The sequence below is a fragment of the Paenibacillus sp. T2-29 genome (assembly GCF_052921365.1).
Window position 1 is genome coordinate 148,684 of the sequence record NZ_JBREVE010000001.1, and the last position, 15,966, is coordinate 164,649.

A 15,966-nucleotide genomic window follows, 5' to 3' on the forward strand; every position below is an offset into this window, starting at 1 on the left:
AAGGAAGTGGCTTAAACCGTAATGGCAGATATGCGTATATTAATAAGTGCTGGCTTAAATGTTGGTAAATCAATTGGAGATGTCAATGCCTCTATTAAAGCGTTGAGTAAGCATCCTTCACTTCAGAAACTTGATTTGAAAATTAATATTGATCAAAGTTTTGTGAAGTCAATTCAGGGATTTATTGATGCTACAAAGAAACTTAATGTAGCAATGGAACAGCAAAATAGAGTTGTAAAAGAAACACAAGATGTGTATAAGAATTTAGATGGCACAGTAAAACAGGTTACTCAGCAAGTATTAAAAAACGGTGAAGTAATTGAAAAATCCAAAACGGTTCATGATGCCAACAAAAAGGCTGTAAATGATGAATCTAAATCATTACAAGATCAAATTCGTACTCTTAAACAGTTAGAAAAAGAACTTGAAGGTTATACCTTAGCGAAAACAAGAGCTAATAAAAATAAGCTTGGAGAAACAAATAGTACTACTAATACATATAAAAATGATTCTGGACAACAGATATCTGTAAAGTTAGATCAGCAAGGTAATGTTAAGAATTACAGTGAGATCAATGAAATACTGAAACAGCAACAGGCAGCTCTTAAATCGGCTGAAACTATGGACAGAGCGCATTACGATGCATTGAAGTCCAACAAGCAACGTATTGAAGCTATGGATAAGCTGCATTATCAAGCGTTGCAAAGAAATAGAGAAATCGACAGACGAAGTCAAGAGCAATCGTTGAAAGCTGCTGAATCACTGGATCGTGCTCACTATCAGGCTTTGAAGTCGAATAGTGAACGACAGATTGCACAAGAAAAGCAACACGCCTTAGCTTTACAACAAAATACCAAAAGAGATCAACAATATGCACAGTCTGTAGCAAATACTCAACAGAAGATTAATGATGCCAGAAGTAAATTTAGTGGAAATAGCAATGCAATGTCAGGGCTTAATGAATTAGAGCAAAGACTTAATGGAATAAAAAACATTGGTGATTTCAAGTCGCCATTAGGCAATTTGAATAATGATTTGAAGAGAACTGTTCAAACATTGAATGAAGCAAATAAAAGTTCCAATAGTTTCGGGAAATCATTAACAAGTGCGTTTGCCTCCTTCCCAGTTTGGATGATAACAGGTGGAATATTTGCTGGTGTTACTCAATTTTTTACACAGGGCATTTCATATGTGAATGAGTTAAATAAATCTCTGACAGAATTGTCTGTTGTATACATGGAAGGTCAACAAGAAGTTAAGAAATACGCAGACCAGTTCAGAGAACTTGGAATGCAGATGGGTGTAACTACTGACGAAGTAGCCAAAGGTGCTGTTGAGTTTGCTCGTCAAGGTCTGTCCCAAACTGAGACAATTAGTAGAATGGAATCAGCAGTCAAATATGCTAAGATTTCAAATATTAGTTTTACAGAAAGTGCAAAAATATTAACTGCTACTGTTAACAGTATGAACGTTGATATAGATCGTGCATCTGATGTATTTTCTTATCTTGGAGATGCGACCGCAAGTGGGGCCGACGAGATTGGGCAGGCCATGCAAAGGGTTGGTGGTACTGCTGGTTCAATAGGAATTGAATTTGAAAAAGTTTCATCGTGGATTGCTACTATATCTGCAAATACACGGGAAAGCTCATTTACTATTGGTAACTCGATTAAATCAATTATCGCTCGTGTTCAAAGTTTGAAAGAAAGAGGATTTGACTCTGAAGATGGCACACAGGTAAACCAAGTCTCTAAGGCATTGGCAGAAGTCGGAATACAATTGGTTGACGCTCAAGGAAACTTTAGAAACTTCGGAACAGTAATGGATGAACTAGGTGCAAAATGGAATACATTAAGTGAACGTCAAAAAGCCTATGTTTCCACAACTGTGGCGGGTTCCTACCAACAAGCAAGATTTTTAAACCTAATGGAAGACTACGGGCAATCCGTTGAACTGTATAAAGGTGCTCTTGATTCTGCTGGTATTGCTAATGAAAAGTTTAATTTAGTGCAACAAGGAACCGAAGCACATTTAAACAAAATGAAAGTAGCTATGCAGGGATTGTGGTCTGACACTTTTGATTCCGATACTCTAAGAACTATTATCGATGCTTTTACTGTGCTAATTGGTGCTGTAGCTAAAGTAACTCAAACATTCGGTGGTATGGGTACAATATTAGGAGTCGCAACACTAGCTCTCCTTACATTTAAAAGCGGCTTAAAAACAAGCATCTTAAATACATTTGGGCTAAGTTTGAAATCAGTAGCGCTTGCAACTCAATTATTCACAGGTTCGACTATTGCCGCAAGAGTTGCAGTTATCGCTTTACAAGGAGCTTTGACATTTGGCATTCCTCTAGCTATTGCCGCTATTGTGGCTGGTTTCTCTTCATTAAGCGACGCTCAAAAAGAGAACCAAGACATCATTGATAAAACCAACTCCAAATACTCTGAGCTTACTAACACTCTTAAAGACGCTCAATCATACTACGAAGCAAATCATGAAGCCGTCAGCAAAGACTCAAAAGTAAAAGACACCATGTATGAAATTCAAAACCAATTAATTGATTCCTTTGGTGCAGAAGCTGCTGGTTTGGATTTGGTAAATGGTAAATACGATGAGCAGATTAATAAGTTGAATCAACTTAAAGGTAAGAAACTAGACGATGAGATTGCCGAAAATGAAATTGTTGTAGATAATCTAAAAAACAAAAAATATAGCTCCCCTATTCTCGGTCAAAGTTTTTCTGATGCTTTAAAAGATGTTCCACTACTCGGCAGAATAGGGAATAAGAATTATCAAGTTGCCGATGGTTTTGGACAAGGCGATTTAGATGTCGAAAAATACTACGATAAACTCTTATCATTAAAAGAGCAATTACAAAAAAGAAACAAGGATATATTTGCTTCTGAAGCTCTTATACCTAAAAATACTCAAGAATGGGCAAATGCTCTCGCAACCGTTAATGGAAAGATCGAAGAGATCAAGCCAACCATCAGCCAAATCAATAAACTTGAAGATGACAAAAAGCAAAAAATAAAAGAGACAGTCTTAGAGCAAACTAGATTTAATGATACTCAAGATGAACTGTTCAACTCCATTTCCAAAGCTGTAGCGAATCAGCCAACAAAAGAATTTGGGAATAGTCTACAGAAAATTTCTGAATCAGTTCTTAAATTCGATGGAAGCAATTTGACAAATGTAATAAAAGAAATCAAAGAGATTCCTTCTATTGGGAGTAACGCTGATTTTTCTTCTGCTTTAGACAGAATTGCCTCATCGGCAAGTAATGCAGAAAATGCCGTTTCAAAATTAAGCGATACAGCATCTGAATTATCTAACCTTGCCGACTCAATTGAATCCACAAAGAAAGATATGGATGAACTAAACAAAGCACAAGAAGAGTTGGCTGATTCCAATAATCTGTCTATGAGTACCGTCAAAGCACTTAGCGAGAAATATGATGATTTTATTAAAAAAACTGGCCTCAGCAAAGATAAAATTATTGAATACATAAAAGCTAAGAAGCAAGAAATGCTTGACTCCAATAAGTACGAAATTGAAATGACGAAGACTCAGATTAAAGAGACAGAGAACAGATTGAAGAATATGGAGATTCGTATTTCTGCGATTAAAAAAGAGCGTCAAGCAATGGCTCAACCCAAGATTGATGAGTTGGGTGAATTAGTTGCTCAAGGAAAAATCACAGAAGAATTAGCGGAAAAGCAAATTCATGCATTACTCAATATCGGTAGTGACGATGTTCTTGACTTCGATGTTGAGAAAGCTGATCTAGACAAGCTTAAACTCAAATTGGGTATGTTGACTTTAGCTCAGGAGGATTTAACCAATAAGTCGAAAGAATCTAAAAAGAAAAATGATCAATATAACGATTCTATGTCGCAGACTAACGAAATCCTTACTGAAACACAGAAGAAATTAAAAGCTGTTGAAGCTGCTCAAGATGCACTGAATAGTAAAAAGAGCCGATTGAAAAAGGGATCAGAGGAATACGGTAAAGCACTTAAAGAGGAAATCAAGCTCCTTGAGAAGCAAGCCGCACTGCTAACCGAAGGTATTAAAGATCCATCCAAATTGGTATCCACGAAAGTTACCACTACTACAAAAGGTGGAACTGGCTTAGACTCGATGATATCTGAAGCTCTTTCTTTGTCATCGTCTAAAACATTTAAGTATAGTCAAGCTGCTAAATCTAATGTTAGCTACGATCAATTCACGGCTACTGCTGTATCCGACTGCTCTTTGTTTGTACAGCAAATGTTTAAAGAGTTCCTTGATATTAAACTGCCTAGAACTACTCAGGAGCAAGTTAAACAAGGGCAAGCGGTAACCAATAAAAAGGATTTGCAAAAAGGCGACCTTGTATTCTTCAACACTGTCAAAGGCAAAGCTAATTCACATGTTGGTGTGTATATGGGTGACGGAAACTTTATGCAGATGGGTGATTCTGGCTTAAAGCAAGGGAACCTGAACGACAAGTATTGGGCAGATAAATATAGTGGCGCTAGACGTATCCCCGGTGCTAATGCTATTCCAGAAGTTCAACCTCCCTCCACTTCTACATCAACAAAAGTAACTGGTAAAAATGCTGATTTAATTAATAAATATGCTGGAGCTAACGGTGTAGATCCTTCATTAATTAAGGCAATCATTCAGCAAGAGTCAGGCAATGGTGCTAATGGCATTAAAAATGTCATGCAGGTTAGCAGTCTTGGTAAAAACACTAGTATTGAAAGCAGTATTAAAACTGGAACTTCAATGTTTGCTAAGTATCTAAATCAAACGGGTAATGTAGACGTTGCTTTGGCTATGTACAACATGGGGCCGGGAATACTGGACTATTTTAATAAAAACGGTGGATACAGCGTTGAGAACATGAAAAAGTTCTCTGCTCTGCAAAAAAGCAAGACGGGAAGCAAGGTTTATGGCGATGTCAACTATGTTGGCAACGTATTGAGATACTATGATGGTGATACCTCCTCTGTTTCAGTTGGCAAATCTAAAAACAAGTACACCCTCCCTTCTGCTTCTGATATGGATAAAGCTCAAGCTGATGCACGTGAACAAAGAACAACTACATACGACAACATTTATAAAGCGCGAATTGATTACATTGATAACTATGTAACAATCAGCCAAAACAAGCTTGATAGTTTAGATGCGGAAATATCGAAGTCGCAAGGTAGACAAGCTAAGTATGATCAAGTATCTGCTAATTGGCGTAAAGAGGAATCTACTCAGATTAAGTCGCTGACAGCACAGCAAAAAGAATTGGTTGCTCAGAATATCAACTTGGATAATCTGGTTAAGCAAAATAAGATTACATCTGGTGAGTTTGATAAACAAAAGGCTTCCAATAGTACAAAGTGGTGGGAGTTAGAGCAACAGAAACAAGAAAAATACTATGCTGTAATTGTGAGTAATCTTGATGAATATGAGAAAAAGATCGATGCTGCCTCTGATAAGATAGCTCTGTCTAAGGCTCGTATGGAATCGTTAGACGAAAATTCTAAGGAGTATCAGAAGGAACTTGTTACTCAGATTGGGCTGATTAATGAGCAGCGTGTTGCTACAGAAAAAGAAATTTTAGCTGTAGAGAGACAACTGAAGAATGAAAAGTTGAGCCTACAGAATAAAGAGGAATTGTCTAAACGTCTACAAGATCTGACGTTGAAGAACCTTGAGTATAACAATGCTATCTACTCCATCAAGTCAGATGCTGCCGATAAGATTATCGAGGCGTACAAGAAGCAGATTGAAAAGCAGAAAGATATCGCGCTTAAGGCTATCGATAAGCAAAAAGAAGCTGAAGATAAACGGCATGAAGCACGACTCAAGAATTTAGAAGAAGAATCTGATCGATTTGAAGAGATTATCAAACGACAGCTTCAAGAATTAGATCGAACCAGTGACTCAGATGACTATGACAAAGATTTAAAGAAGAAGCTGGATGAGCGTCAAAAGATTCAGGATAAAATCAATGAGCTTGCTCTAAATAACTCCTATGAAGCTAAGGCTAAGAGAAAAGAATTAACCGATCAGCTAGATGTAAAGAATGAAGAAATCGATAAGTTTAAACTTGATCGTGAGCGTGAATTGCGTAAAGAAGGTTTGAATGACCAGTTAGAAGATCGTAAAAAGTACCTTGATAAAACCAAAGATGCTGAAGATCGAAATCATGATGCAATTACAGATAACATTGAAAAAGAAAAAGAACTGACTGAGCAGAAGTATGATGACATTCTTGAAGACGAACAACGCTTCTATAGAATGAAGCAAGATCTCATGTCTAATGATAAGACCAAAGTTAAGTCTGTGATTGATGAATTAAAGGGCGAGTATTATAAGTTCTTCACCTTCCTTCAAGAGCAATCGTTAGAAACAAGCAAGCAAATGCAAAATATGTTGGATAGTCTTTCTATGGATCAGGGCAAACTTGATGACTTCTTAAACCTCGATAGTGGTATCGGTAATAATATTGGAATAGGAATTGGCGATGGAGCAGGAACAGGTAAAGGTGATGACAAGGCAAGCCAAAAAGGTGATTGGGACAAGTATTTGTCTAACAAACAAAAGGCTGAGAATATCTCAAAACAAGTAGTTCAACTCCAAAGAGAGAAAAAGCCTGACACCAGTAAGATAAAAAGTCTTCAGGCTCAATTCAAGCAGTTGAAACAAGAAAACGATGCGATGCGATCTAAATGGGGATTTCCAGATGGATCATATGATTATTTAAATAAGATCAAACCGTTCTCTGCTGAAACTGGCGGTATGACTCCTGCTAATATGCCTAAAGAAGGTCAATTCTTATTGGCTCACCAAAAGGAATTAATCTTAAATAAAAGCGATACAGGGAACTTGTTGAAAATCATCGATGTAACCCGTGGCATCGTCGATTCGGTTAAGAGTACTTTCAACCCCAATATTGTTAAAAACAATAGTACCTCCACTGCCTCTAATGTTAACAGCTTCCATTTTGAAAAGGTTGAAATTCATGCAAATGATAAAGAGTCAGGATCGACTATCTTAACCAAATTAATTGATGCCGCTAAAGCACAATCAAAGAGAGGCGTTCTAGGAAATAATTATGGCTTCAATCTATAATCGGTGGGGATTACCTCTCCCCCACCACTATTCTAAAGAGGTGATACATTGCTCGGAGAAATTGATTACAATTTAAAACCTATTCAACCTCAGTATTTCTTATGTAGACCAGACAGGACAATCATAAGCAAAATAAGTGAGGCGTTTAATGATAAGATTTCTACAACATGGCACGATATTAATGAATTAGAATTGTCCATTCCCTTTTACATTGATGTCAATCATCGCTTAGTACCGAATAAAAACATCGGCCTAATTAGAGAAAGATATCTGATCAAGGTTGTAAGTGGAAATAATATTGACTGGTACTATATTAAAAGCATTGAAGATTCTAGCTCAGATGAATCCGACATTCGAACGTTGAATTGTATTTCTACGGCTGGCCTTCTAGTTGGTTTTGCTATTCGTGGGTTAACTGTAGAATCATATCATGCTGAGCAAATATTGAATGAGATTCTTGCCCCAACAACTTGGAAAATCGACTACATTGATGCTGATTTCAAATTAACTTATAGGGCGTTTGATTTCTCAAGCACAAATGTTTTGGATGCGATTTTGACTGTGGGCGAAACATATAATGCTATAACGATTTTCAATACTGATAAAAACACCATTTCATTACAAAAGCCTGAACTCACTGGAACAAATAAAGGATTGACCTTCAGTTGGAATAAGTATTTAAAGTCAATGACTAGACATTCAACCTCTGAACCTATAGTCACAAGGTTAAAGGGGTTTGGTCAAGATGACATGACATTTGAAAAGGTGAATCCTACTGGTCAAAACTATGTGGAAAGCTTTCAGTATTTCATGTATCCATTTGAACGAGATGCGAACCGTAATGTCATTAGGCATAGTGATTACATGAGCGATTCATTGTGTCATGCCCTACTCGACTTTGAAGCCCTTATTGAATCAAAGAAAATAGAGTTTAATACATATCTTAAAGAGCAACAAGGGTATGAAAAACAAATAGCTCTTCTAGAAGTCGATATGGATAAGTTAGTAAAAAATGAAGTTGTTGTTGCAGATACAAAAATATCTCAACAATTTGATTTGAAGATGTTCTTTGAGAAGTATGAGCATTCTGGTAGCAGTTCACGTAGCTTCAAATTGTCTTCTGATTTTGGCTATGCGGTTATGATCAAGGTCGATGATACAACTGGTGTTACAGTTAGTTTGGATGGATCGAGTAAAGCTGTTTCTTCTAATCAATGGAGACTTCTGGGTAAAGTTCGATATCAGGATCATGTCAATGTCTCTATTAGCGGTGGCAATACAGGTGTATACATTCAAGTATGCAATATTAGCATAGATGAGTATGATTCTGGCACTGATTCAAAGATTATTGAGCGATACAGTTTAGATAATAAGGAAATGCAGATTAAACAGAAACAAGCAGAAATTGATGTTGTTAAAGCTAATCTGACTACCGTTTCCAACAAGATAAGCAACCTGAGAAGTACATTCGCTTATGACAAGAACTTTACACATGAGCAAATGATGGAGTTAAGCGACTCATATATTATTACACAGGACTACTCAGACAGTAAGTACATAGATGAGCAAGATTTGTATGACGAAACAATGAAGAAATTCAAAGAATTGCTACGTCCACAACTAAGCATGGAAATTGATATTGTTAACTTCTTAGAGATAATTGAAGCCCAATATGACTGGAAGAAGCTAAACCTTGGAGATTTCGTTAACATCAAATATGAACCGACAGGCGTAGATGTTACGGCAAGAATAATTAAGATTGAATATGACTATGAACAATCGAATATTAGTCTGACAATATCCAATGTTAAAGACGTAAGCAGAATGGGAAATGAATTTGATAAGTTGTTCCAAGATGTAAGGACTCATGGAGTTACGTTAGATTTGAATAAGTTCAAGTATGACAAAGCTGTGTTTGATTCAAGTGAAATGAATAAGCTGTTTGAAAATGTATGGAATAGAGAAAAAGAACGTTTAGAGATGGCGATTAATGAGACAGTTACCTTTGATCACACTGGGATAACAATTACTGATGACAAAGATCCTATGAGATGGCTCAAGCTAACGCATGGCGTACTGGGTCTGACTCGCTCAGGAGGCAACAAGTACGAAACTGCCATTTCCGCGGATGGATTGATTGCAGAAATGGTACTAGGGAAGCTCATTCTTGGAGAACGCATAGTAATTGGTGATACAACTGGTGTATTTACAATTGAAGGTTCTAAACTAACTATTCAAGACAGATGTAAGCGTGAAGTTGTTAAGCTTGGGCTATTGGAAGAGAATCCAGATAAGTTTGGATTGCGATTCAATCACTACTCCTCTACTGATTGTGGCAATACTAGTGTAATCAATCATGTAGGGATTGATAGCGATTCAGGTTTCTTTATTGATCAAAAGGATGGAACAACATATAAGAAAACATTGTGGACGAGTTTGGATGGATTATTAAATGCTCAAAATTTGAGGATTAGTGATAGTATTATTGCTGATGGATCAATAACTATCGGTAAAGACAATTATGTATTTAAAGTTGATTCAGAGGGTATGAGGTTAGGAGATGAAAATTTCAACTCTGCCCCGTTCCACGTATCCCCTGACGGTATAATGTATGCTAAAGGTGGAGTGTTTCAAGATGGGAAGTTAATCATTGGCAGTGGTAATAGAGTTTGTATAATTGATCGTAACGGGTTGACCATGGGCGGCGAAGACATTAATACAAGTCCCGCAGCGATCTACATGGACGGTCGCGCCAGATTTAAAAATTTGTTACTCACCAAGCCTGATGGTAGATTTCTCGCCGACACTGGCAACGGCAAATTTGACCTCAATGGGTGGGATCTGATTGGTGCCGGGATGATTGATACTCAATTGCTGGCAGCTAATATAGTTACCGCCACAGAGGGCTTTGTAAGCTCGCTTGTAGCGGGTAAACTATCGACTTTAACAAATGCTGCTCTTACTGATTGGTCGAACTACATTCGAATAGAAAGTAACGAAGCAAAATGGATCACTGGGAAAGTCAATGGTGCTGGCACACAAAAGAAATTGGCTGATGGCAGAGCTTTGTATTGGAAAAACTCAACTCAATCTGGAGAAATGACCGTAGATGAAACTGAATGGCCCGTCTTGGAATATAGTATGGAAGAAAAAGTAAAAGCTAAGTTTTCATTTGATGGTTCTGGCGATGCTGCAACTCCATATATCCAAATGGGTATTGGTGATGGAGCAACTGAGAAAAGCGGCAAAGGTTTTATAAATAAACCTAATGGTTCTTTTGATTTTTTGTATGGAGCAAGCAACACCGGAAAAGAAAGAAGTTTGAAGTTGACAGATGAAGGTATTCTTTTAAAATCTGACTCGGGGAAATTTAACGTTCTCAGCAAAGATGTAAACATCATAGGTGACCAAGGAGACATCAAAATTTCCAACGGTAAAGCCTCCATCGTTCTCTCTGCTGATGGCAAAATCACCTTCAACGGTACTCGCTACGACTTCATGTAACTCATAATTACCGTGACAAACCCTGACACACATTGGCTCATCGTGACATATTCTGGATGGACGTGACACGTGCTACGTGATACAATAAATGTACAATAAAAATGTTTTTATATATTTATTGAACATATTTTCTTGTTTTCTATCATATAATCTTCCATCTAAATTGCTAGGAGATGATAGAAATGAGCAAGAAAAAAGGAGGAAGAAAAATGAGTCCATCCACTTTAAGTAACACTAAAAAAAGAACTTTTCTTTCGGATTCGAGGAGAATAATTCAAAAAGCAATAAAAGAAAAAGGTTTAACTAAGGAAGATATTGAAAAGTCATTTAATAATAACAAATGAGCGGTTGTACTGCGGTTGTTGATACTAATGTTTTTGTTCATGCACTATTCTATGAAGATGAAAATTGCCTGAAGATTATGGATATGGTTGAAAACAATGAATTAAACTTACTTTTTTCGAGAGACACAATTGGTGAATTGATGTACATATTAAAGAACTTCTCTCGTCACAACTTAGATGAAAACGAAGGTATTGAACTGCTTCAAAACATAGCGGAATTATTTTATACATCGAAATCATACAATGACTCTAAGATATCACCCAATACATTACCAAAAGATCCCGATGACATTATGTTTTTAAAATGTGCAATCAAAGGGAACGCAGACTATCTTATTACAAATGATTTGAAAAGCGGACTTATTAAATTAACCGAGTATGATTTTATAGGCATAACAGCGAAAGATTTCATTGAAGGATTCGGAGAAGACATTCAAGAAGACGAAGTAAGTTAACGCACATAGAGTCAATCCAATTATGGGTTGGCTCTTTTAATATATTTCAAAAAAGAATTTGGTTGACTTAGTAATCAATTTTATTGTTGATAAATATCTCTTTAGAAGCAAGGTCGCATCCTATAAACTTCCACTCCCTCCTATCCGATATATATTGTAAGTATGTGTAAAATCATATGCTAATCGAATAATTGGAGGATATACAATGAAAAAGCGGATTCCAACGTTCCTCGCTGGTGCAATATTTGGCGTTGCAGTAGCAGTTAGTGGCGTAGCAGGAGCAAGTACATATTTAAAAGCAACATTGACACCTACAAAGATTATAGTTGATGGAGAACAAGCAAAGCTCAGTGACAGCCCGATCAATGTGAATGGTAAAGCGTATCTCCCTCTTAGAGATACAGCATCGGCAATGGGCTATAATGTAGCAAGCGCTAGTGGCGGTAAAATTGAGTTGGTGAAAAGTAATGGTACAACAACTGCTCCCTCCTCTACCCCATCAGCTACAGCAACCACAAAAAGTGAATCACCAGCAACAACAGCGGTTAAGTCAGGAGGTAAAACCTTTAACGTGGATCAGTATGCAAAAGGAGATAAGTTAGATTCAGAGAAAATTGCAGCAGCCATTGCTAGTGGTGAGTTGACGATTAATTCACAGGATGCTAATGGCGATAGTATCTTGCACTGGGTGATTCGCAAGAACGATTATGCGACATACCTTGTGATTAAGAAGAATGCGTTGAACGTGAACATTTTGAATAATAAAAAACAAAGTCCTTTGCACGAAACAATTATTGATAAAAACAATTTCTATCAAGGCGAATTAACAGGTTTGACTTATAAAGCAAATCCAAAACTAAAAGATGCTGATGGAAAAATGCCAATTGATTACGCCGCACCAAATTCCACAGAGCGAGATTCATTGAAGATATACATGATGTAATTAAAGTGAATATGTAGGTAAATGAAAGAGCCTAATTATAGGCTCTTTTCTTATTTTTGCTTCAATATAAAATTATTTCTCAGTATTTTTCTTTTCTAAACCTATTTCAACCAATCTTCTGATCGTCTCAGAACGGCTTTTTAATTTGTTTTCATGCCAGAACATCTCTATTTCATCAAGTAAATCGTTTGGAAAAGTTACAAGTACTTGAGTATTCTTATCTTTATCAATTGCCAAATTAAGCACACCTCCGATACAAAGTATTATAAGTTATACAACTTATATTGACAACAAACAATCGTATGGTTATATTAGTTATATAGGTTATATAACTAATAAAGAAAGGAAGTATTCGGTTGGGTATCAAAGAAGAACATATTGAAGTAACTTTAATCTCAAAAACAATTACGTATTATGAAAGTCTTGGATATCATATTCCCAGAAGCCTAGACAAAAAAGGTCGAATAGCTGTTCCAAGCGGAACAAAACTTATAGTGAAAGTATGCGACCTTCCCCCTACAACCATGAGGTATAAGGTTACTAAAATATGTGATGTTTGTGGAGTAGAAACGAAGAATTTGAGTTATGGAATGATCTTAAAAAATAGAAGAACTGGTGATGGTTTAGACAGGTGTTACAAATGTTCAAGAATTAAATCAGTAAACACAAAAAAAGAAAATGTACCGTTAGAAAGGTCTTTAGGTTCTGTTAGTCCAGAATTGCTAAGCGAATGGGATATTATAAAGAATAGAATTTCTGCATTCGAAATTTATGGTTCTAGTCATGAAAGATATTGGTGGATTTGCCCAAATTGCAAAAGTAGTTATGATATGCCTGCAAACGAAAGAATGAGAGGTAGAAATTGCCCTTATTGTGCCGGGCGTAGAGTTAATAACACAAATTCATTAGAAAGCAATTCTCCAAGGCTATTGGCTGAATGGGATCACGAAAGAAATTCAGTGTTGCCCTCTGATGTAACATTGAGTAGTAGTTTGAGAATAAATTGGAAATGTATTAAGGGTCATAAATGGGAGGCTCCTATTTATAGCAGAAGTGTCAATGGATGTCCCCATTGTGCAGGAGTTGTTCAAAAGACTACAGAAAGTTTTAAAAATGAGATTGCTTCATTGGTTGGTACTGAATACAGCTTACTTACAGAATATATTAGTTCAAGCGAGAAAATAAAGCTGCTCCACAATGTATGCGGTAAATCTTATTCCACTACGCCAGCAAGTTTTTTAAAGGGAGCCAGATGTCATTTCTGTAATGGCGGCATTTCTTACAGTCATGAAGACTTTATTAATGTACTAATTTCAAAAAGGCCTAATTTTTATGATGAATACGAAATATTGAGTAGGTATATTAGAACATCTACAAAAATGAAAGTAAGACACATTAAATGTGGCTGCGAATTTAAATCAGGAGCAAATAAGTTACTCATGGGTGCTTCTTGCCCTATATGTCACGGTTACACTAAGAAAGACACTAAAGTATTCGCACATCAAGTTAAATTATTGACTAATGGATGCTACGAATTAGTCAGCGAATATATTACTGATTCAGACAAGGTAAAGCTCAAACACCTTGAATGTGGACATGTTTACAATACTGTGCCCTCCTACTTCATTCAAGGAGGTGCGCGCTGTCCAAGATGTAGACCACCTAAAAAATCTGAATCAAAAGGTGAAGAACGGATTCGTTTGCACTTAAGCAATAATAATTATACTTACGTACCTCAATTTGAATTTGAAGATTGTAGAGATCGCACTCCTCTTAAATTTGATTTTGCTGTATTAGAGAGTAAAGATGAATCTCCCCTTCTATTAATCGAATTTGACGGTCTTCAACATTATGAGCCTGTTAAATATTGGGGTGGACAAAAGACGTTCAACAACATAAGAAGACGCGACAAGATCAAAGACGACTATTGCAAGTCACATAACATCCCACTGATACGAATCAAGTATACCGAATTTGATAACATCGAATCTATACTCGACGAAAAACTTGCCCAACTAAACATCTTACCTGTCTCCCCTGCTCTATCTTAATCCAATTACAAAGGAGAAGATACATATGTCAATCGTAAATGCTGTGGCTGTACAAACTCGGAGAGTTCCCTATCATCCTAACCTTACACTGGATCAGCTCTGCTACTTTCTCGATATCTCACCAAAGGCGACTAACCTTATCACCAGTATGAAGTTTATGCTCAACACCGTCGAACGCCTTAATGAGTTTCTAGAGCGATCATCATTTTCCAAGCATCCTCTTACCCTACTGGTTAAAATGCGAAAAGAACATATTGATACTTATAGTTACACCAACAAGTCTGACTTTACTTTCGACTATTATCGAGATAAAAAATCAGCACTCGAGAAATTGTTCCAAGAGCCTATAGATCCTTTCAAACTCAATCGTTTCAAAACGGATGATCCAGAACTTATTTATGACATATATGTATCAAGGGGGAAATATTCAACATCTCTAGAGGTTGCTTTGTTTATTTAGTCCCACTTCTCCTCCCTCTCATAATACTATAGACCCATTACCCAAGACATGGTAAACTATTGGTATAATTTGAGAGGTGGGACTATTTAAATGGATAGCAGAATTAGTATGTTGATCAAGTGGATTGGAATGGGAATAATGTTTGTATCAGTTATTGTTTTGGTTATTGTTGGCTTTGTGTTTAGTGACGTAAACAGTAACTTTAATGCTATATCTGGATTTGTGTCATTCATTATAACCTTTATTGTTGGTGTATTAGTTCTTGGATTTGGCGAACTCATTGGTCTTGTAAGTGATATTAGTAGAAATACTTCAGTTATCAATACTCAATCCAGTGAGAAATAAAAAATAATATGTTATAATATCCCTACAACAGAATGGCTTAGATGGGCGGTCGGCTAGTCTCCTGCAAAGGAGGTGATGCCTGTGGAGGTATATCAAGCATTGACGCTTATGATTTCATTTGCGACTTTGGTTGTGTTAATACTTTCTTTCCACAAAAAGAAATAGACCGCCCTGTGCAAAGGTAAACGGTCTATTTCGTTAAGCCCAACCACTGCCGACCGCTCTTCAAGGCGGCTGTTGTAAAAGAGTTAGGATGTTAGCGCATCCTGCTCTTTTTTAGTATATACATCTTGACTATATTTTATCACACGAAAACTCAATTGCCAATGTGCCAAAGAAAGTACTGATTAAATTTGAGTTTCATGCTATATGATCTAAAGAAACGAGGTACTATATATGAAGAGTAATGTTAGATGTAATGAGCTACCTCTAAACAGACATCAGTTAGCCAATCCATTTATGGATATTCCTATGATAGATAGACTAAGACAGAATGAATCCATTGATTTGCATGATAACTATACAATTAGACAAGTCGGAAATGGATATGATAAGATTGAGCCTATTGATAGCAGTAAGAAATTCACCGATTCCACAGTATTAAAATCTCTAAAAAAGGGCAACAAAAATATCGAAAAACTTTGGATGAATTAAGTGAGTATTAGATAGGCTTATTTCAACTTGAAATATCCCTCAATAACCCATCATTTTTAGACGAGAATAGTCTGTAAAATCCCAA

Annotated in this window: 11 protein-coding genes; 10 read left to right on the forward strand and 1 reads right to left on the reverse strand. The window is 36.5% G+C overall.

Features of this window, described 5'->3' with window-relative positions; all coding sequences use genetic code 11:
* Positions 1 to 21 precede the first annotated feature (21 nt).
* The 5 genes from ACU1JV_RS01145 (at position 22) to ACU1JV_RS01165 (ending at position 12,371) form a co-directional block, all read left to right on the forward strand.
* Positions 22 to 7,125 carry a phage tail tape measure protein gene (locus ACU1JV_RS01145; protein ID WP_413986485.1) on the forward strand — a complete coding sequence of 2,368 codons (7,104 nt, stop codon included), beginning with the start codon at positions 22 to 24 and terminating at the stop codon, positions 7,123 to 7,125.
* A 48-nt stretch (positions 7,126 to 7,173) separates the two neighbouring features.
* Entirely contained in the window at positions 7,174 to 10,629 is a 3,456-nt protein-coding gene (locus ACU1JV_RS01150; RefSeq protein WP_413986486.1) for a phage tail spike protein, read from the forward strand.
* A gap of 182 nt (positions 10,630 to 10,811) precedes the next feature.
* A complete protein-coding gene (locus ACU1JV_RS01155) occupies positions 10,812 to 10,973 on the forward strand; it encodes a hypothetical protein (protein ID WP_413986487.1) in 162 nt (53 codons plus the stop codon).
* Entirely contained in the window at positions 10,970 to 11,428 is a 459-nt protein-coding gene (locus ACU1JV_RS01160; protein ID WP_413986488.1) for a putative toxin-antitoxin system toxin component, PIN family, read from the forward strand. Before ACU1JV_RS01155 ends, ACU1JV_RS01160 begins: the two co-directional genes overlap by 4 nt.
* A gap of 205 nt (positions 11,429 to 11,633) precedes the next feature.
* Positions 11,634 to 12,371: a stalk domain-containing protein gene (locus tag ACU1JV_RS01165; protein WP_413986489.1), complete on the forward strand. Its 738-nt coding sequence runs from the start codon at positions 11,634 to 11,636 to the stop codon at positions 12,369 to 12,371.
* Positions 12,372 to 12,443: 72 nt separating this feature from the next.
* Here the strand turns inward: ACU1JV_RS01165 and ACU1JV_RS01170 are convergent, their stop codons facing one another.
* Positions 12,444 to 12,608, reverse strand: a complete 165-nt coding sequence (locus ACU1JV_RS01170) for a ribbon-helix-helix domain-containing protein (RefSeq protein ID WP_413986490.1) — start codon at positions 12,606 to 12,608, stop codon at positions 12,444 to 12,446.
* A gap of 119 nt (positions 12,609 to 12,727) precedes the next feature.
* Here ACU1JV_RS01170 and ACU1JV_RS01175 point away from each other — a divergent pair, with 119 nt between their 5' ends.
* The 5 genes from ACU1JV_RS01175 to ACU1JV_RS01195 all read left to right on the forward strand — a co-directional run bounded on the left by ACU1JV_RS01175 (position 12,728) and on the right by ACU1JV_RS01195 (position 15,881).
* Entirely contained in the window at positions 12,728 to 14,422 is a 1,695-nt protein-coding gene (locus tag ACU1JV_RS01175) for a zinc-ribbon domain-containing protein (RefSeq protein WP_413986491.1), read from the forward strand.
* A 25-nt stretch (positions 14,423 to 14,447) separates the two neighbouring features.
* Positions 14,448 to 14,882 (forward strand): hypothetical protein, encoded by a 435-nt coding sequence (locus ACU1JV_RS01180; protein ID WP_413986492.1) that lies wholly within the window; start codon positions 14,448 to 14,450, stop codon positions 14,880 to 14,882.
* Positions 14,883 to 14,972: 90 nt separating this feature from the next.
* Positions 14,973 to 15,227: a hypothetical protein gene (locus ACU1JV_RS01185; protein WP_413986493.1), complete on the forward strand. Its 255-nt coding sequence runs from the start codon at positions 14,973 to 14,975 to the stop codon at positions 15,225 to 15,227.
* Between the two features lie 75 nt (positions 15,228 to 15,302).
* Positions 15,303 to 15,392, forward strand: coding sequence for a putative holin-like toxin (locus ACU1JV_RS01190; protein ID WP_222850467.1), 90 nt, complete (start codon positions 15,303 to 15,305; stop codon positions 15,390 to 15,392).
* Positions 15,393 to 15,623: 231 nt separating this feature from the next.
* On the forward strand, positions 15,624 to 15,881 hold the full coding sequence (locus ACU1JV_RS01195; protein ID WP_413986494.1) for a hypothetical protein: 258 nt from the start codon (positions 15,624 to 15,626) through the stop codon (positions 15,879 to 15,881).
* The last annotated feature ends 85 nt before the right edge of the window (positions 15,882 to 15,966 follow it).

Bases quoted from the DNA above. Each gene is read 5' to 3' on its own strand.
- ACU1JV_RS01195 (WP_413986494.1), top strand. From the start codon at position 15,624: ATGAAGAGTAATGTTAGATGTAATGAGCTACCTCTAAACAGACATCAG.
- ACU1JV_RS01165 (WP_413986489.1), top strand. From the start codon at position 11,634: ATGAAAAAGCGGATTCCAACGTTCCTCGCTGGTGCAATATTTGGCGTT.
- ACU1JV_RS01190 (WP_222850467.1), top strand. From the start codon at position 15,303: ATGCCTGTGGAGGTATATCAAGCATTGACGCTTATGATTTCATTTGCG.
- ACU1JV_RS01145 (WP_413986485.1), top strand. From the start codon at position 22: ATGGCAGATATGCGTATATTAATAAGTGCTGGCTTAAATGTTGGTAAA.
- ACU1JV_RS01180 (WP_413986492.1), top strand. From the start codon at position 14,448: ATGTCAATCGTAAATGCTGTGGCTGTACAAACTCGGAGAGTTCCCTAT.
- ACU1JV_RS01155 (WP_413986487.1), top strand. From the start codon at position 10,812: ATGAGCAAGAAAAAAGGAGGAAGAAAAATGAGTCCATCCACTTTAAGT.
- ACU1JV_RS01185 (WP_413986493.1), top strand. From the start codon at position 14,973: ATGGATAGCAGAATTAGTATGTTGATCAAGTGGATTGGAATGGGAATA.
- ACU1JV_RS01160 (WP_413986488.1), top strand. From the start codon at position 10,970: ATGAGCGGTTGTACTGCGGTTGTTGATACTAATGTTTTTGTTCATGCA.